Genomic DNA, 16609 nt, shown 5'->3' with positions numbered 1-16609 from the left:
TTCAAGCGCCGGTGTTCGCGCTCCCTTTCTTTCGCCGTGACCTGCCGGCACTGAAAGGCGACCGGGTCATGCTGCGCGTGCCCTACACCAACGACTATCGCGAATGGTCAGCGGTGCGCGGCGAAAGCCGTGCCTTCCTCGAACCGTGGGAGCCGCGCTGGACGCCCGATGAACTCGACCGCACCGCCTGGCGGCTGCGCATCGGCCGCTACCGCGAAGACTATGCGCAGGGGACAGCCATCGCCTTCTTCATCTTCGAGAAGGCGAGCGGCAAGCTTGCCGGCGGCATTACGCTCGGCAATATCCGCCACGGCGTCTCGCAAAGCGGCCATGTCGGGTACTGGATCGGGGAGCGGTTTGGCGGCCGCGGCCTGATGACCGACGCGGTCAAGGTGGTCTGCCGCTTCGCCTTCGATACGCTGAGGTTGCACCGGATCGAAGCTGCCTGTATTCCCGACAATGTCCGGTCGATCCGCGTGCTTGAAAAAGCCGGATTCCGGCGCGAAGGACTTCTGCGATCCTACCTCAGGATCAACGGCATCTGGCAGGACCACTACCTCTACGCCCGGATCGCGGACGATCCGCCGGGCGCTGGAACGAAGGACTGATTTTTGACGAATTTCCTGCGAAACGGGTCGCTGTTGGCCTTTGTTCTGGCGGTTGTCGTCACGCTTTGCGCGGCGCTCCCGGCCTTCGCCGTCGAACCGATCAAGATTGCCCGCGACGATGTCGCGCTCGACCTGTCGCGCGCCGTCCAGATCTACGTCAATCAGGGCGAAAACTTCCAGGTGTCGACCGCGCCCGGTCCCGACGGCATCGTGCGGCGCATCGAGGTCGAGGCCAATGACGCGCGCTCGAGCGGCGACTGGGCGGTATTCGCGCTCGCCAACACCACCGACCAGCAGCTCGACCGGCTGATCGTGGCGCCGCATTTCCGGCTGGTGAATTCCGGCATCTTCTGGCCCGATCTCGGCGCCACCCGCATCGCCGCGATCACCCCCAGCGAGGGCTTCGCGCTCGACCGGCAGTCAAGCTCCGACGCCGACGTGTTCCGGGTGACGCTGAACCCGGGAACGGTGATCACCTTCATCGCCGAACTCGCCTCGCCGAAGCTGCCGCAGGTCTATCTATGGGAGCCGGAAGCCTACAAGGACTCGGTCAATTCCTATACGCTGTTCCGCGGCATCGTCATCGGCATCGCCGGGCTGCTGGCGCTCTTCCTGACCATCCTTTTCGTCGTCAAGGGAACCTCGATGTTTCCGGCGACAGCCGCACTTGCGTGGGCGGTACTTGCCTATATCTGCGTCGATTTCGGCTTTCTAAACAAGATCATAGAGATATCGCCCGGGAACGAGCAGATGTGGCGGGCGGGAACGGAGGTGGCGCTTGCGGCGACCTTCGTGGTGTTCCTGTTCGCCTATCTCAACCTCAACCGGTGGCACGGCCATTTCAGCTATGGCGCGCTGGTCTGGATCCTCGGCCTGGTGCTGATTGCGGGTGTGGCCATCATCGATCCGGCCGTCGCCGCCGGTATTGCCCGGCTGTCCTTCGCCGCCACCGCGCTGACCGGGCTTGGCCTCATCATCCTGCTCGGTCTTCGTGGTTATGACCGTGCGATCATGCTGGTGCCCAGTTGGGTGATGGTGCTGCTATGGCTATGCGGGTCGTGGATGGCGATCACCGGCATGCTCGACAACGACATCGCCCAGCCGGCATTGGGCGGCGGGCTGATCCTGATCATCCTTTTGATCGGCTTCACCGTCATGCAGCATGCCTTTGCCGGCGGCGCGCTGCATCAGGGCCTGTTCTCCGACCTCGAACGGCAGGCGCTGGCCGTAGCCGGCTCCGGCGACACGGTGTGGGACTGGGACGTGCTGCGCGACCGCGTCGTCACCAAGCCCGACGTCAGCATCCAGCTTGGCCTCGCTCCCAACAGCCTGGGGGGTGCGGCCCGCAACTGGCTGCCGGTGCTGCATGCCGACGACCGCGACACGTTCCGCACCACGCTCGACGTGGTGCTCGAACATCGGCGCGGCCGGGTCTCGCAGAATTTCCGCCTGCGCGGCGCCGACGGGCACTACCACTGGTTCTTGCTTCGGGCGCGGCCGGTGATCGGCTCGGATGGCGAAGTGATTCGCTGCGTCGGCACCATGGTCGACGTTACCGAGCAGAAAAAGTCCGAGGAAAGGCTGCTGCACGATGCCGTTCACGACAATCTGACCGGCCTGCCCAACCGCGAACTTCTGATGAACCGGCTGGAAGCCATCATCTCGATCGCGCGCACCGAAGAGAAGGTGCGCCCCACCGTCTTCGTCATCGACATCGACCGTTTCAAGCAGGTCAATGACGGGCTTGGCATCTCGGCCGGCGACACCATCCTGCTCACCATTGCGCGCCGCTTGCACCGGCTGTTGAAACCGAAGGATTCGCTGTCGCGCTTTGCCGGTGACCAGTTCGCCCTGATGCTGCTCTCCGAACAGGAACCCTCCCGCATCGCGGCGGTGGCAGACGCCATCAAGCACGCGATCAACAACCCGATCACCTTCGCCAAGCGCGAGATCGTGCTGACTGCCTCGATCGGCCTGATCACCTGGACCTCGGCGCAGACTTCGGCAGAAGACATGGTCAAGGACGCCGAGCTTGCCATGCACCAGGCCAAGCGCTTCGGCGGTGACAGGATCGAGCCGTTCCGGCCGGCCTTCCGCACCGTCGGCACCGACCGGCTGCAATTCGAATCCGATCTGCGCCGCGCCATCGAGCGGCGTGAGTTCACCCTTGCCTACCAGCCGATCGTACGGCTGGAGGACGGCAGCATTGCCGGCTTCGAGGCGCTGCTGAGGTGGGACCATCCGCGCCGCGGCATGATCCCGCCGGGCGATTTCATCCCGGTCGCCGAAAGCTGTGGCCTGATCGTGCAGCTTGGGCTGTTTGCCATGCAGCAGGCGGCCGAAGACCTCGCCGGTTGGCAAAAGCAGATCGGCGACACGCCGCTGTCGGTGTCGGTCAATCTGTCCAGTCGCCAGCTGATCCGCCGCGACCTGGTCAGCGATGTCCGCTCGGTCATCGCGCGCGCCAATCTGAAGCCGCGCTGCTTCCGGCTCGAACTTACCGAATCGCTGGTGATGGACAATCCAGAGCAAACCTCGCATGTGCTGACCAAGCTCAAGCAGCTCGGCATCGGCCTGTCGCTGGACGATTTCGGCACCGGCTATTCCTCGCTCGCCTATCTGACCCGCTTCCCCTTCGACACCATCAAGATCGACAAGAGCTTCGTCGACGACGCGACGCCGAAGCGGGCGGTGCTGCTCAAATCCATGGTCAACATGGCGCATGAACTCGGCCTGTCGGTGGTGGCCGAGGGCATTTCCGACGAAAGCGATGCGCTGGAACTGCGCCAGATGGGCTGCGAATATGTGCAAAGCTTCATGTTCGGCGCGCCGATGCCAGGCGACCAGGTGCTGAAGGCGTTGAAAGAGCAGTACCCGATGACGCAGGCGTGACGGGTGAGGCATGCGTCGTGCAGGCGCGTGGTTACATTGGAATGAACCCCTGAAGCGACCGCGCCTTCGTCATCCTAGGGCGAAGCAAGGAGCGCAGCGACGCGGCGCAGACCCTAGGATGGCGAAAGTGGCGGGCGGCTTCGGCTAGTCGCGAAGGTTCGGCGGAACGTCGGCGAAGGCGAGGCCTCAGGCGTGCCCCGCGGCCAGGCTCAAATGCGCCAGATCAATCCCGATCGATGCCAGGATGCGGTCGTACTTCCGCTCGATGTCGGCGTCGAACAGCAGCTCCGGCGTGGCCGGACAGGTCAGCCAGCCATTCTCGGCGATCTCGGTTTCCAGCTGGCCGGCGCCCCAGCCGGAATAGCCGAGCGCCATCAATGCGCGCCGCGGGCCGCGGCCGGACGAGATGGCGCGCAATATGTCGACCGTCGCGGTCAGGCAGATATCGTCGGAGACGGTGAGCGAGGATTCCACCCGGTAGTCGCCCGAGTGCAGGACGAAGCCGCGGCTGCGGTCGACGGGGCCGCCATTGCGCACGACGAAGTCGCGAGCCTGCGCCGGCAGCCTGATCGCCTCCTGCTCGTTCATGATGCCGAGCTGCACCAGAAGATCGGGAAACAGCATCTGCTGCGTCTGGTTGATGATCAGGCCCATGGCGCCTTCATCGCTGTGCGCACAGATGTAGATGACCGAGCGCGTGAAGCGATCGTCCTTCATGCCGGGCATGGCAATCAGAAACTGGTCGTCAAGAAAGCCGCGTCCACCGGCCGTCTTTTTGTGGCGCAACAAGTCCATGGACGGGAGCGTAACGCGTTTCCGGGACGCCGAAAAGATGCGCCGCGTGCGATTCGGCCAAAGCCCAACGGTTGGAACAACGGAATCTTGACTGCGAACTTTGCTCGGCCGATTGCTTGAATCCAACTGTTCCTTGCCCGAAGGTCACGCAAATATGATACGCAGAGCGCCATGAAAACATTGCGCGGCCATGAACTGACGATCAAATCAACGCCATGCAAAGCTTGAAAATCCTGCTGCTCGGCGCCGCCATCGGATGCGGAGCAGCTATTCCCGCCGCCGCCTCGTCTTCCGACTGGTACAACAGCGAAGGGGGCAAGGTGCGGCTGGTGACATCAGGCAAGGCCGACGAGGCAGGCCGCATCCATGGCGTGCTCGACATCGCGCTCAAGCCCGGCTGGAAGACCTATTGGCGTGATCCGGGCGACGCCGGCGTGCCGCCGCAGATCGACGTTTCGGCCAGCACCAACATCACCGATGCGGCGTTTTCCTTCCCGCCGCCGCAACGCCATGACGACGGCTACGGCAAATGGGCCGGCTACAACCATCCGGTCTCGCTGCCGGTGACATTCACTTTGTCGTCGCCTGGGGATGCGGCCGTCATCGATGCCGACATCTTTCTCGGCATCTGCGAGACGATCTGTGTTCCGGTGCAGACGCGACTGAGCGTCGATCCCGCCGCCGATCCCGACAATGCCGAGGATGCGGCGCTGGTGAAGGCGGCACTCGCCACCTTGCCCGCGCCTGCCAAGCCCGATTTCGGGATCAAGGTGCTGCCGGGCGACCATGAGACGCTGATCGTCGAGGCGACTTTTCCCGGCGATCCGGAGGCGGCGGATTTATTCGTCGCCGGGGGTCGCGACTATATGTTCGGGGCGCCTGCGCGCAACGAGAAGGACGGCCGGCTTGTGTTTACCATTCCGATCCTCGACCGGCCGTCGACGACACCGACCGATGGCGGGTTGTATTACACCCTGACAAGTGCCGAAGGCGCGGTCGAGGGCGTTCTGCCGTTTCCCTGATACCGACCCGATCCAGGCTTTCCCTTGATCCAGGCCTTGTCGGCGGTTGCGGGAGATGGCCGATTTCGCTATCGCAAGAAACCTTCCCTGCTTTTCACACGAGGACCATCATGACGATTGCCGTTGGCGACAAACTGCCCGATGCGACCTTCAAGGAAATGACCGCCGACGGCGCCAAGGTGATCACCTCGGCCGAGATTTTCGCGGGCAAGAAGGTCGTGCTGTTCGGTGTTCCAGGCGCCTTCACGCCGACCTGCAGCAACAATCATCTGCCGGGCTATCTCGAGAACCACGATGCCATCATGGCCCGCGGCGTCGACACCATCGCCGTCGTGTCCGTCAACGATGTCCATGTCATGGGCGCCTGGGCCAATTTCACCGGCGGTCAAGGCAAGATCCTCTATCTCGCCGACGGCAATGGCGACTTCGCCAAGTCGATCGGCCTCGACTCCGACTATTCCAGCGGCGGCATGGGATTGCGCTCGAAGCGCTTCTCGATGATCGTCGACAACGGCAAGGTCACGGCGCTCAATGTCGAGACCAAGCCAGGAGTCGACACATCGGGTGCCGCTCACATTCTGAGCCAGCTCTAAACCGCGGCGGCCGCCTCGGCTCATGAGCGCCATGGCCTGACGACCATGCGCTTCCAGCCGGATTGCCTGCTTTGGGGGACATCGACGATGTTTGACATCATCTGGCGCAGCATTGCGATTGGCATCGGCGCCACGGTGCTGATGGATCTTTGGGCGCTGTTCCTGCATCTGGCGCTCAGCCAGCCGCGGCCGAACTGGGGGCCGCCCGGCCGCTGGGTCTGGCACCTTAGGGAAGGCAAGGTTTTCCACGACGATATCGCCCAAGCCGCACCCTATGCGCATGAGCAGGCGCTGGGCTGGGCTTTCCACTATGTCACCGGCATCGTCTACGGCTTCATCCTGGTGGCGCTGGTGGGCAGGGCATGGCTGGACGCGCCGACCTTCCTGCCGGCCTTCATCCTCGGCATGGTCACCATCGGCGCCGGCTGGTTCCTGCTGGCGCCCGGCATGGGCGCCGGCTGGGCCGCCTCAAAGCGCCCCAACGCGATACAGATCCGCGCCTTCAACGTGATCTCGCACACGGTGTTCGCGCTCGGCCTCTACGGCACGGCCCTGCTGATCCGCTGAGGACGGGTTCTATCCGCTGGTCGCGCGCGGCTTCATCGCGGCTACGGTATCGATGATCTCCTGACATCCGCTTTAGCGCGGCGCCAGACTGTCTATCGGCCGCCATCCGTGGACGACGCGGCGCGTGCCGACATCATAGGCGAAGTAATTACCACCGCCGGCCGGCTGGTCCGCCGCGCGGCTGATTGCGCGGCCGCTGAGCGAGAGCAGCAGCAATGTTCCGACGCCGCCATGGCCGACGAAGGCAATGTCGCCGCCATCGGCAGCACCCAGCACCGTTTCGACCTCGCTGACAATGCGTTGCTGGGCATCGATGGCCCGCTCCCAGCCGCGGATGCTTTTGTGCGGGTCGGCGAAGAACTGGTCGGCGACCGCCTCGAACTCCGGCGGCGGCAGGAAGCCGGTTGCCGACCGATCGTTCTCATGCATGCGCTCCCTCACCTCGACCGCGAGGCCGAGGTGTTTGCCAAGAATCTCGGCGGTTTCGATCGCCTTGCGCTCGGCCGACGAGACGACACGGCGGATCGATCCGACCCATGGCTGATCGAGCATGGCTGATGCTCGCGCTCGTCCGATCTCGGATAGCCCCCAGTGCGGCACGGGAACGTTGGCATCGATCTGAACCTGGGGATGGGTGATGTAGTATACGATCGGCATGAGTGAGATCCCCTGCCGATAGCTTGAGCTCAATAGCTTTGGGTCGAGCGCCGTGCCCGTGGCGCCGGCTGCTTCTCGGATGCCGCCGGCTTCAGCGCCACTTTCGGCGCCGCAGGTTTGGCTGAGCCCCTCTTGAACGGCGCCATACCTTCCCTTGCGAGTTCGTCGGCGCGTTCGTTCTCGGTGTGGCCGGCATGGCCCTTGACCCAGTTCCAGGTCACCTTGTGGCGCCGATTGGCCTCATCCAGCGCCTGCCACAGTTCACCGTTCTTGACCGGCTTCCTGTCAGCGGTCTTCCAGCCGTTTTTCTTCCAGCCGTGGATCCATTTGGAGATACCGTCCATGACATATTTGCTGTCGGTGTGAAGCTCGACGGCGCACGGCTCCTTCAGCGCATTCAGCGCCGAGATGGCGGCCAGCAGCTCCATACGGTTATTGGTCGTCTCGGCCTCGCCGCCCGACAATTCCCTGGTCTTGCCGTTGAAGCGCAGGATGGCGCCCCAGCCGCCGGGACCGGGATTGCCCGAGCAGGCACCGTCGGTGAAGATTTCAACCTGCTTGGTCATGTCAGTCCGTATTCCGAAGGCGACTTGATCGCGCGGTGGAAGCGCATGCGGCGGATATATTCGGTCGGATCGCGCTTCATGACCAGCCCGCCGTCGGGAACGGTCAGCCAGTCATAGAGCCGGGTCAGCATAAAGCGCAGCGCCGAGCCGCGCGAAAGCATCGGCAGCGCTGCTTTCTCGCCCTCGCTCAAAGGCCGCACGCTCCGATAGCCGGCCAGCAGCGCCGTGCCTTTGGTCAGGTTGAAGGAGAAATCCTTCTCGAAACACCAGGCGTTGAGACAGGTGGCGACGTCATAGGCGTAGAGGTCGTGGCAGGCGAAATAGAAGTCGATGAGGCCGGACAGTTTCTCGCCGAGGAAGAAGACATTGTCGGGAAACAGATCGGCATGGATGATGCCGGCAGGAAGGCCCTGCGGCCAATGGCGTTCGAAATCCGCGAAATCGGCGTCGACCTCGGCCGCCAGTCCCGGCTCGACCTCGTCGGCTCGGTCGCGCGAGGCATCCCAGAGTTTGCGCCAGCCCTCGATGGCCAGTGCGTTGTTACGCGTCATCGCAAAATCCTGCCCGGCCAAATGCAGTGCGGCGAGGGACTTGCCGACCTCCGCGCAATGCGCCGCTGTCGGCCGCCGCAGCGACAGGCCTTCGAGGAAGGTGATGATGACCGCGGGACGGCCGGCCAGCGTGCCGATGACGGTGCCGTCATGCGCCGTCACCGGCAGCGGACAGGAAATGCCTTTGCGGGCGAGATGGCCCATCAGGCCGAGGAAGAACGGCAGGTCGGCCTTGTCGACGCGCTTCTCGTAGAGCGTCAGTATGTAAGAGCCGCTTGAGGTGTGCAGCAGGAAATTCGAATTCTCCGTGCCTTCGGCGATCCCCTTGTAGGACAAGAGTTCGCCGACCGGATATGCCCTCAGGAACGCGCCGAGTTCGCCCTCATTGACGTCGGTGTAGACCGCCATGGGCTGTTCACGCGGCTCCGTTGACGAAGGCCATGTCGGCCCGCGTCAGTTCGACATCGCGCAGAACCCGCATGACTGGAAAATCCTCCGTTTCGGTGGCGGTGATCGCCAGGTCGATGGTCACCTCGAAGCGCTGGCGGAAGGCATCGATGATCTCGTCGACGATGATCTCCGGCGCCGACGCGCCGGCAGACAGGCCGAGCGTCGAGATGTTTGTGACGTCATTCCACGGAATTTCGGCAGCGCGCTGTACGAGAAGCGACATGGTGGCGCCGGCGCGCTCCGCCACTTCCACAAGACGGCGCGAATTGGAGGAATTGGGCGCACCGACGATCAGGTAGAGATCGGCGCCGGCGGCGGTTTCCTTGACCGCTTCCTGGCGGTTGGTGGTGGCGTAGCAGATCGATTCGGCGGCCGGTGCATGCAGCTGCGGGAAGCGCTCCTGCAGCACCCGCAATATGCCGGCAGTGTCTTCGACCGACAACGTTGTCTGGCTGACGAAGCCGAGGGCTTCCGGGTCGGCGGGGACAAAGGTCGCAGCGTCGGCTTCGGTCTCGATCAGCGTGACGGCGCCTTCCGTCAACTGGCCCATGGTGCCGATCACTTCGGGATGGCCAGCATGGCCGATCAAAAGCACATGGCGGCCGAGCCGCTGATGGCGCATCGCCTGCTTGTGCACCTTGGAGACCAGCGGGCAGGTGGCGTCGAGATAGAAGAGCTCGCGTGCCTTGGCGTCGGCCGGCACCGATTTCGGCACGCCGTGGGCCGAGAAGACAACCGGCGACTTGCGGTGCTCGGCCGGGATTTCCGAGAGTTCCTCGATGAAAACCGCGCCAAGGCTTTGCAGGCCCTCGACGACATAGCGGTTGTGCACGATCTCGTGGCGGACATAGACCGGCGCGCCGTATTTCTTCAACGCCAGCACGACGATCTGGATCGCGCGGTCGACACCGGCGCAAAAGCCGCGCGGCTGGCAGAGCCGGATCGTCAGCGGTGGTTTTGTGGCGGTCTGCAGCATGATTCCAGATCGGTTGATCGTATCGTGACGCGAAATGAGGTGTGCACCCCTGCCCTGTCAAGGGCAGTTGGATCAGGTTGAATGGTCAACCTGATCTAACTCTTTGTTGGAGCATGATCTTGTCGGAAAACCGGGTCCCACTTTTCGGGATCATGCTCTGGATCATTCAGTCTTTGCCGGACGGCGCAGCCTGATGATCAGAACCGCGGCAAGAGCCGCCGCCAGGCCATACCAGGTGAAGGCATATTGCAGATGAGAATTCGGCAGGTCGATGATGGTGACGCCGCCGACCGGCAGCCCGCCCGGGTTCGGCGTCTTGTCGGCGTCGATGAAGATCGGCACCAGCACGGCGCCGGCCGGGAGGCCGGCACTCGCCGCCATCACGTCACGATCCTTCCAGTAGAAGATGTTCTTGGCCGCGTCATTGTCGGGCAGCATCATCGACGGCTTGGCCGGCAGCGGGTTGCGCGCCAGGCCGGAGACCGTGACCTTGCCGGTCACCTGCCCTTGCGGGCGCTTGGCGGCATCCTTGAGATCATAGGGAACGAAGCCGCGGTTGATCAGGATATAGCGGCCATCGTCGAGGGCCAGCGGGGTATAGACGTTGAAGCCGGCGTCGCCGTCCCAGGTGGCGTAGAAATGCCGCTCGCCGGAGTGCAGGAACGTCCCGCTGACAGTGACCGGCGTGTAGTCGACATCACCGGTGGCGGCGAATTCCTTCTCGACGTCTGCCAGCGGCCGCGGCGCTGAATGGGTGCGCTGGTCGATGGTCTGCAGAAGGGCTTCCTTCCAGTACAGGCGCTGCACCTGCCATGTGCCAAGCCCGAGCAGGATGACGAACACCACCAGGCCGAGGCCGAGCAGCAATGCCGTCTTCGGCCGCGAGCGGTCGGCGGGCTTGGTCAGCGCCTCGTTCATTGCCCCTGGTCCAGGCGGCCTTCGGCCGCCTTGTTGGCGTATTGAAGCGTCAGCAGCACACCCTTGATCAGCCTCAGCGCCGTCAGGCACAGCGCCACGGCCAGCGGTATCCAGATGATGAAATGCAGCCACAGCGGCGGGCTCAGCGTCACCTCCACCCACAGCGCCAGCCCGACGACGATGAAGCCGATGATCAGGATGACGAACACCGCCGGGCCGTCGCCGGCATCGGCGTAGGAATAGTCGAGGCCGCAATTGTTGCAGCGCTTGCCGACGGTGAGGAAGCCGGAAAACAGCCGTCCTTCGCCGCAGCGCGGGCAGCGTCCGTGCAGGCCGGCCGAGATCGGCTCGATGGGTGGCCAGATCGCCCTATCTTCACTCATGGATAGTCATGCTTTACGGCTCGATTTCGATCAGCGTTCCATCCGGCACCTAGTCCAGATTTGGTCCATGTCGCAGTCGGTAACCCCAATGCAGCCATCGGTCCAGTCGACCAATTGAAGCAGCCAGCCCGACCAGCCGAATCCGTTGGCCATTGATCGGCGCCGAAAAGACGAAAGGCGACCGCGTTGCCGCGACCGCCCTTCTGATTTGTCGGTTCGGTGAAAGCCGTCAGTGGCCTTCGATCACCGCCCCGACCGATCCCCAGACGTAGATCGATGCGAACAGGAACAGCCAGACCACGTCGACGAAGTGCCAGTACCAGGCAGCCGCCTCGAAGCCGAAATGCTGCTTGGGCGTGAAGTCGCCTTTCCAGGCGCGGATCAGGCAGACCAGGAGGAAGATGGTGCCGATGATGACGTGGAAGCCATGGAAGCCGGTCGCCATGAAGAAGGTGGCGCCGTAGATGGAATCCTTGAAGCCGAACGGAGCGTGCATGTACTCGTAGGCCTGCACCATGGTGAACAGCATGCCGAGGCCGACGGTCAGCACCAGGCCGTTGATCAGGCCCTTGCGGTCGCCATGGATGAGCGAATGGTGCGCCCATGTCACCGTGGTGCCCGACAGAAGCAGGATGATGGTGTTGTAGAGCGGCAGATGGAAGGGATCGAGGACTTCGAGACCCTTCGGCGGCCAGACGCCGCCAGTGAAAGCGGTGCGGGCGTAATTCTGCACTTCGCTCGGAAACAGGCTGGCATCGAAATAGGCCCAGAACCAGGCAACGAAGAACATCACTTCCGAAGCGATGAACATGATCATGCCGTAGCGCAGATGCAGCGACACGACGCGCGTGTGGTGGCCCTCATGCGCTTCCTTGATGGTGTCCGACCACCAGGCAAACATCGTGTAGAGGACGATGACCAGGCCGATGAAGAACAGCCATGGATTGGCGATGTTGTGGCCGAAAATCGGAAAATCGCCGTTCTTGAGATACTGCATCAGGGCGACGCCGCCGACTGCAGTCACCAGCGCGCCGATCGACCCCAGGAAGGGCCACGGGCTCGGGTTGACGAGATGGTAGTCGTGTTGTGGTTTTGCGTGCGCGTCTGCCATATCAACCCCCGAGATTTGCTTCGGTATCTGAAACTTTGCTGCTGCTGTTCGGCGTCGATGACGCCACCGGCTTGTTCTTTTGGACCGGGAACATGGTGTAGGACAGGGTGATCGTCTTCAAGTCCTTCAGTTCCGGCACGTTGACGATACCGGGATCCACATAGAACACGACCGGCATGTCCAGCGTCTCGCCGGGCTTCAGCGTCGTGTCGGTGAAGCAGAAACACTCGACCTTGTTGAAGTAGGGGCCCGCCAGTTCCGGCTGCACGTTGAAGGTGGCGCGGCCGGTAACGGCGCGGTCGAACTTATTGGTGGCGCTGTAATGCGCCTGCGTGGTCTCGCCGATCTTGATGGTGACCGAACGGGCGACCGGCTGAAACTGCCACGGAATGCCGTTGGTGTTGGCGTCGAAGCGCACGGTGATGTCACGGTCGAGGATGCGGCCGGCATATTGCTTTTCGGCGCGCTGCGTGGTGCCGCCATAGCCGGTGGCCTGGCAGAACATCTTGTAGAGCGGCACCGCGGCGTAGGCCATGCCGATCATGCCGCCGAAGAAGGCGACGCAGACGGCGGCGACGACGCGGTTGGTGTTCTTCTTCCTGGGATCGGTCACGGTCTGGCGGGTCATCATCGGCCTCATCCGGTATGGCCGAATTTCACGATGGTCGCGACGTAGAAGATGACGACCAGAATCGCCAGCGCGACGCCGATCGCCGCCGAACGGTTGCGCCGCGCCTTCTTCTGGCTTTCGGTCAGCGTGACCAGTTCAAGCTTCTTGTCGATCATGGTCATGCTCCACCGATGGCCAAAGCGCGACCGACGACACAGTCGGCAAGATAGATGGCGAAGATGGCGAAGAGGTAGAGCAGCGAATAGGCGAACAGAGCCTTGGCCGGCTTCATGACGCGGTCGCTATCGGTCATGCACAGCACTTTCCAGGCATACCAGACGAAGCCGGCGCCGAGAGCCACTGATGCGACGCCATAGAAGGCGGTAGTGAAACCGAGCACCCAGGGCAGCACACCGATCGGCGCCAGGATCAGGGCGTAGGCAAAGATCTGGCGGCGGGTCGAGGCCTGGCCGGCAACGTTCGGCATCATCGGGATGCCGGCCTTGGCGTAGTCGTCGGACTTGAACAGCGCCAGCGCCCAGAAGTGCGGCGGCGTCCACAGGAAGATGATCAGGAACAGGACGAGGCTTTCCAAGCTCACCGTTCCGGTCACCGCGGCCCAGCCGATGACCGGCGGGATGGCGCCGGCGGCACCGCCGATGACGATGTTCTGCGGCGTCGAGCGCTTCAGCCACATCGTGTAGACGACGGCGTAGAAGAAGATGGTGAAGGCAAGCAGCGCCGCCGACAGCCAGTTGACCAGTACGCCCAGCGTCATCACCGATAGCACCGAAAGCACAAGGCCGAAGCTCAGGGCTTCGCCGGGCAGGATGCGGCCGGAGGGTACCGGGCGGCAGGCGGTCCGGCTCATTACTGCGTCGATGTCGGCGTCGTACCACATGTTGAGCGCACCAGAGGCGCCGGCGCCGATGGCAATGGCCAGGATGGCGATCACCGCCAGCAGCGGGTTGATGGTCACGGGCGCAGCGACCATGCCGACAAAGGCCGTGAACACCACCAGCGACATGACGCGCGGCTTCAGCAGGGCGAAGAAATCGCCCGACGTGGCTTCCGACATGCGAAAGCCCGCTTCGTCAATCATTGGGTCGTCGACAAGGGCCATGCGTACATAAGTCCAATCATTCCGTTGGCCGAAACCGCCGGCGGGCCGGCGGTTTCGTATTCGGGCTGCCTTACTTGATCTTCGGCAGCTGTTCCCACTGGTGGAAGGGCGGCGGCGAAGGCAGCTGCCATTCGAGCGTCGTTGCACCCTCGCCCCACGGATTGGCGCCGGCGACGCGCTTCTTCTGGAAGGCCTCGAACACGCCATAGAGGAAGATCACCACGCCGACGGCCGATATATAGGAGCCGTAGGACGACACCATGTTCCAGCCGGCGAACGCGTCGGGATAGTCGATGGTGCGGCGCGGCATGCCGGCCAGGCCGAGGAAATGCTGCGGGAAGAAGATCAAATTGACGCCGACGAAGGTGACCCAGAAGTGGGTGTTGGCGATCACCGGCGAGTACATGTAGCCGGTCATCTTGGGGAACCAGTAGTACCAGCCGGCGAAGATGGCGAAGACCGCACCCAGCGACAGCACATAGTGGAAGTGGGCAATGACGAAATAGGTGTCATGCAGCGAGCGGTCGAGGCCGGCGTTGGCGAGCTGGACGCCGGTGACGCCGCCGACCGTGAACAGGAAGATGAAGCCCAGCGCCCACAGCATCGGCGTCTTGAACGAGATCGAGCCGCCCCACATCGTCGCGATCCAGGAGAAGATCTTCACGCCTGTCGGCACGGCGATGACCATGGTGGCAAAGACGAAGTAGCGCTGCGTGTCGAGCGACAGGCCGGTCGTGTACATGTGGTGCGCCCAGACGATGAAGCCGACGGCGCCGATCGCGACCATGGCGTAGGCCATGCCGAGATAGCCGAACACCGGCTTCTTCGAGAAGGTCGAGACGATGTGGCTGATGATGCCGAAGCCCGGCAGGATCAGGATGTACACTTCGGGGTGACCGAAGAACCAGAACAGATGCTGGAACAGGATCGGATCGCCGCCGCCATCCGGGGCGAAGAAGGTGGTGCCGAAATTGCGGTCGGTAAGCAGCATGGTGATGCCACCGGCCAGAACCGGAAGCGACAAGAGCAGCAGGAAGGCGGTGATCAGAACCGACCAGGCAAATAGCGGCATCTTGTGCAGCGTCATGCCCGGCGCGCGCATGTTGAAAATGGTGGTGATGAAGTTGATGGCGCCGAGGATCGAGGACGCGCCGGCAATGTGGATCGACAGGATCGCCAGATCCATGGCCGGCCCGGGCTGGCCGGAGGTCGACAGCGGCGGATAGAGAGTCCAGCCGCCGCCAACGCCATAGGCGCCGGGCGCGCTCGGCATGAAAGCCGAAGCGATGAGCAGCAGGAAGGCCGGCGGCAGCAGCCAGAACGAGATGTTGTTCATGCGCGGGAAGGCCATGTCAGGCGCGCCGATCATGATCGGCACCATCCAGTTGGCGAAGCCGCCGATCAGCGCCGGCATGACCATGAAGAAGATCATGATCAGCGCGTGCGCGGTGCCGAAGGCGTTGTACATGCTCTTGCCGCCGTCGATGGCGGCATCGCCGTTCATGCCATAGACCATCTGCGCCAGACCGGTGAAGATCTGGATGCCCGGCTCCTGCAGCTCCATGCGGATGACGACCGAAAGCGCGCCGCCGACGATGCCCGCGAAAATCGCGAAGATCAGGTAGAGCGTGCCGATGTCCTTGTGGTTGGTGGAGTACACCCACCGGACCCAGCCATGATAGGGCTTGTGGTCGTGGTCGTCGTGAGCTGCAGCTTCTGCCATGGTCGGCTCCGTTCCCTAATTCTTGCTAACCCGCGGCATCAATTGCCGGCGGCCGCTACCTTGTTGGTACCGTCGACCTCGGCCATCAGCGCCTTGTTGGCGCCGGGGAGGTCGGTCTTGGCTGCTGCCAGCCAGGTCTTGTACTGCGCATCGGACACGACGCGGACGGCGATCGGCATGAAGGCATGGTCCTTGCCGCAGAGCTGCGAGCACTGGCCGTAATAGATGCCTTCCTTTTCCGCCTTGAACCACGTCTCGTTGGTGCGGCCGGGAACCGCGTCCATCTTGATGCCGAAGGCCGGAACGGCAAAGGAATGGATCACGTCGGCTGCGGTAACCAGGACGCGCGTCATGGTGTTGACCGGCACGACCAGCTCGTTGTCGACCGCCAGCAGGCGCGGATAGACCTTGCGGTCTTCCTTGCCGATCGCGGCGCGGTCGGCATCCTGCAGGATGGCCGAGTTGAAGGAGAGCGTGTTCTCGGTCTGGTACTCATAGTCCCAGTTCCACTGATTGCCCGTCACCTTGACGGTCAGCTTGGCCTCTTCCGGCGGCGTGTACTGCGCCGTCAGCAGCTGGAACGAGGGAATGGCGATGAACAGCAGGACGACGACCGGCCCGACTGTCCAGATGATCTCGATCAGCGTGTTGTGGCTGGTCTTGGACGGAACCGGGTTTTTGCTGGCGCGGAACCTGAAGATGCACCAGGCGAGAAGCGCCAGAACCAAAGCGGTGATCGGGACGACGAACCACATCGTGTAATTCCCGAACCACTCGATCTGCCGCATCATGTCTGTCGCCGGCGGCTGAAAAGTCATCTCCCACGGCTGCGGCTGGGCCGCATGGGCGGAGGCACCGGCGAAAAATGCGGCGGCGGCGGCTGCCGTTGCCATCAATTTGGCGCTTGCTGGGAATTTTCTCATCGCCCTCTTCATCTCCCGGTTCCTCGCGATCGCGACGCAAGAATATCGAACAATGCCGGGATGGGAATCCCGGACAGTCCCAAGGGTGGTTCAAACCATACTCTATTTCCCTCCGCAAGAAAGGAGCGGGCGAAACCGTGC

General features: G+C 63.1%; 18 protein-coding genes. 5 read left to right on the top strand and 13 right to left on the bottom strand.

The window, feature by feature from the left end:
• Positions 1–11: 11 nt before the first annotated feature.
• On the top strand, positions 12–608 hold the full coding sequence (locus tag NKJ57_RS24280) for a GNAT family N-acetyltransferase (RefSeq protein ID WP_023668403.1): 597 nt from the start codon (positions 12–14) through the stop codon (positions 606–608).
• A 3-nt stretch (positions 609–611) separates the two neighbouring features.
• Entirely contained in the window at positions 612–3500 is a 2889-nt protein-coding gene (locus NKJ57_RS24275; protein WP_023706671.1) for an EAL domain-containing protein, read from the top strand.
• Positions 3501–3686: 186 nt separating this feature from the next.
• Here NKJ57_RS24275 and NKJ57_RS24270 read toward each other — a convergent pair whose 3' ends face one another.
• Positions 3687–4295, bottom strand: a complete 609-nt coding sequence (locus NKJ57_RS24270) for a YqgE/AlgH family protein (protein ID WP_023668405.1) — start codon at positions 4293–4295, stop codon at positions 3687–3689.
• Between the two features lie 215 nt (positions 4296–4510).
• Here NKJ57_RS24270 and NKJ57_RS24265 point away from each other — a divergent pair, with 215 nt between their 5' ends.
• The 3 genes from NKJ57_RS24265 (at position 4511) to NKJ57_RS24255 (ending at position 6477) form a co-directional block, all read left to right on the top strand.
• Entirely contained in the window at positions 4511–5317 is an 807-nt protein-coding gene (locus NKJ57_RS24265) for a protein-disulfide reductase DsbD domain-containing protein (protein ID WP_352512890.1), read from the top strand.
• Between the two features lie 110 nt (positions 5318–5427).
• Positions 5428–5910 (top strand): peroxiredoxin, encoded by a 483-nt coding sequence (locus NKJ57_RS24260; RefSeq protein WP_352512891.1) that lies wholly within the window; start codon positions 5428–5430, stop codon positions 5908–5910.
• An 87-nt stretch (positions 5911–5997) separates the two neighbouring features.
• Complete coding sequence (locus NKJ57_RS24255) at positions 5998–6477, top strand: DUF2938 domain-containing protein (protein WP_023692068.1); 480 nt, start codon at positions 5998–6000, stop codon at positions 6475–6477.
• Positions 6478–6549: 72 nt separating this feature from the next.
• Here NKJ57_RS24255 and NKJ57_RS24250 read toward each other — a convergent pair whose 3' ends face one another.
• From NKJ57_RS24250 to coxB, 12 genes are all read right to left on the bottom strand, one after another.
• Positions 6550–7134 carry a histidine phosphatase family protein gene (locus tag NKJ57_RS24250; RefSeq protein WP_023692069.1) on the bottom strand — a complete coding sequence of 195 codons (585 nt, stop codon included), beginning with the start codon at positions 7132–7134 and terminating at the stop codon, positions 6550–6552.
• A 29-nt stretch (positions 7135–7163) separates the two neighbouring features.
• On the bottom strand, positions 7164–7700 hold the full coding sequence (gene rnhA, locus NKJ57_RS24245) for a ribonuclease HI (protein WP_352512892.1): 537 nt from the start codon (positions 7698–7700) through the stop codon (positions 7164–7166).
• Entirely contained in the window at positions 7697–8659 is a 963-nt protein-coding gene (locus tag NKJ57_RS24240; protein ID WP_352512893.1) for a homoserine kinase, read from the bottom strand. The genes rnhA and NKJ57_RS24240 overlap by 4 nt, the downstream gene beginning before the upstream one ends.
• A gap of 7 nt (positions 8660–8666) precedes the next feature.
• Complete coding sequence (gene ispH / locus NKJ57_RS24235; RefSeq protein WP_352512894.1) at positions 8667–9677, bottom strand: 4-hydroxy-3-methylbut-2-enyl diphosphate reductase; 1011 nt, start codon at positions 9675–9677, stop codon at positions 8667–8669.
• A 162-nt stretch (positions 9678–9839) separates the two neighbouring features.
• Complete coding sequence (locus NKJ57_RS24230; protein ID WP_352512895.1) at positions 9840–10595, bottom strand: SURF1 family protein; 756 nt, start codon at positions 10593–10595, stop codon at positions 9840–9842.
• Complete coding sequence (locus tag NKJ57_RS24225) at positions 10592–10978, bottom strand: DUF983 domain-containing protein (RefSeq protein ID WP_023668414.1); 387 nt, start codon at positions 10976–10978, stop codon at positions 10592–10594. Before NKJ57_RS24225 ends, NKJ57_RS24230 begins: the two co-directional genes overlap by 4 nt.
• A 229-nt stretch (positions 10979–11207) precedes the next feature.
• A complete protein-coding gene (locus NKJ57_RS24220) occupies positions 11208–12089 on the bottom strand; it encodes a cytochrome c oxidase subunit 3 (protein ID WP_023668416.1) in 882 nt (293 codons plus the stop codon).
• 1 nt (position 12090) lies between these two features.
• Positions 12091–12717, bottom strand: coding sequence for a cytochrome c oxidase assembly protein (locus tag NKJ57_RS24215; protein ID WP_352512896.1), 627 nt, complete (start codon positions 12715–12717; stop codon positions 12091–12093).
• 8 nt (positions 12718–12725) lie between these two features.
• Positions 12726–12881, bottom strand: a complete 156-nt coding sequence (locus tag NKJ57_RS24210; RefSeq protein WP_023668418.1) for a cytochrome c oxidase system small membrane protein — start codon at positions 12879–12881, stop codon at positions 12726–12728.
• Positions 12878–13822, bottom strand: a complete 945-nt coding sequence (locus NKJ57_RS24205) for a heme o synthase (RefSeq protein WP_352512897.1) — start codon at positions 13820–13822, stop codon at positions 12878–12880. The genes NKJ57_RS24210 and NKJ57_RS24205 overlap by 4 nt, the downstream gene beginning before the upstream one ends.
• Positions 13823–13892: 70 nt before the next feature.
• Positions 13893–15545, bottom strand: a complete 1653-nt coding sequence (gene ctaD / locus NKJ57_RS24200; protein WP_023668420.1) for a cytochrome c oxidase subunit I — start codon at positions 15543–15545, stop codon at positions 13893–13895.
• A 38-nt stretch (positions 15546–15583) separates the two neighbouring features.
• On the bottom strand, positions 15584–16468 hold the full coding sequence (gene coxB / locus NKJ57_RS24195; RefSeq protein ID WP_352512898.1) for a cytochrome c oxidase subunit II: 885 nt from the start codon (positions 16466–16468) through the stop codon (positions 15584–15586).
• Positions 16469–16609 lie beyond the last annotated feature (141 nt).

The sequence above is a fragment of the Mesorhizobium sp. M0077 genome, assembly GCF_040322955.1.
Taxonomy (GTDB): Bacteria; Pseudomonadota; Alphaproteobacteria; order Rhizobiales; family Rhizobiaceae; genus Mesorhizobium.
Note: the sequence above shows the minus strand (reverse complement) of the source record. Positions and strands in the feature narration are given on the sequence as shown.

What these genes read in the sequence shown, in the direction of transcription:
- rnhA (WP_352512892.1), bottom strand. Translation starts at nt 7,700, where the DNA reads ATGACCAAGCAGGTTGAAATCTTCACCGACGGTGCCTGCTCGGGCAAT.
- NKJ57_RS24210 (WP_023668418.1), bottom strand. Translation starts at nt 12,881, where the DNA reads ATGACCATGATCGACAAGAAGCTTGAACTGGTCACGCTGACCGAAAGC.
- ispH (WP_352512894.1), bottom strand. Translation starts at nt 9,677, where the DNA reads ATGCTGCAGACCGCCACAAAACCACCGCTGACGATCCGGCTCTGCCAG.
- NKJ57_RS24220 (WP_023668416.1), bottom strand. Translation starts at nt 12,089, where the DNA reads ATGGCAGACGCGCACGCAAAACCACAACACGACTACCATCTCGTCAAC.
- NKJ57_RS24265 (WP_352512890.1), top strand. Translation starts at nt 4,511, where the DNA reads ATGCAAAGCTTGAAAATCCTGCTGCTCGGCGCCGCCATCGGATGCGGA.
- NKJ57_RS24230 (WP_352512895.1), bottom strand. Translation starts at nt 10,595, where the DNA reads ATGAACGAGGCGCTGACCAAGCCCGCCGACCGCTCGCGGCCGAAGACG.
- coxB (WP_352512898.1), bottom strand. Translation starts at nt 16,468, where the DNA reads ATGAGAAAATTCCCAGCAAGCGCCAAATTGATGGCAACGGCAGCCGCC.
- ctaD (WP_023668420.1), bottom strand. Translation starts at nt 15,545, where the DNA reads ATGGCAGAAGCTGCAGCTCACGACGACCACGACCACAAGCCCTATCAT.
- NKJ57_RS24205 (WP_352512897.1), bottom strand. Translation starts at nt 13,822, where the DNA reads ATGGCCCTTGTCGACGACCCAATGATTGACGAAGCGGGCTTTCGCATG.
- NKJ57_RS24225 (WP_023668414.1), bottom strand. Translation starts at nt 10,978, where the DNA reads ATGAGTGAAGATAGGGCGATCTGGCCACCCATCGAGCCGATCTCGGCC.
- NKJ57_RS24255 (WP_023692068.1), top strand. Translation starts at nt 5,998, where the DNA reads ATGTTTGACATCATCTGGCGCAGCATTGCGATTGGCATCGGCGCCACG.
- NKJ57_RS24250 (WP_023692069.1), bottom strand. Translation starts at nt 7,134, where the DNA reads ATGCCGATCGTATACTACATCACCCATCCCCAGGTTCAGATCGATGCC.
- NKJ57_RS24240 (WP_352512893.1), bottom strand. Translation starts at nt 8,659, where the DNA reads ATGGCGGTCTACACCGACGTCAATGAGGGCGAACTCGGCGCGTTCCTG.
- NKJ57_RS24270 (WP_023668405.1), bottom strand. Translation starts at nt 4,295, where the DNA reads ATGGACTTGTTGCGCCACAAAAAGACGGCCGGTGGACGCGGCTTTCTT.
- NKJ57_RS24215 (WP_352512896.1), bottom strand. Translation starts at nt 12,717, where the DNA reads ATGACCCGCCAGACCGTGACCGATCCCAGGAAGAAGAACACCAACCGC.
- NKJ57_RS24260 (WP_352512891.1), top strand. Translation starts at nt 5,428, where the DNA reads ATGACGATTGCCGTTGGCGACAAACTGCCCGATGCGACCTTCAAGGAA.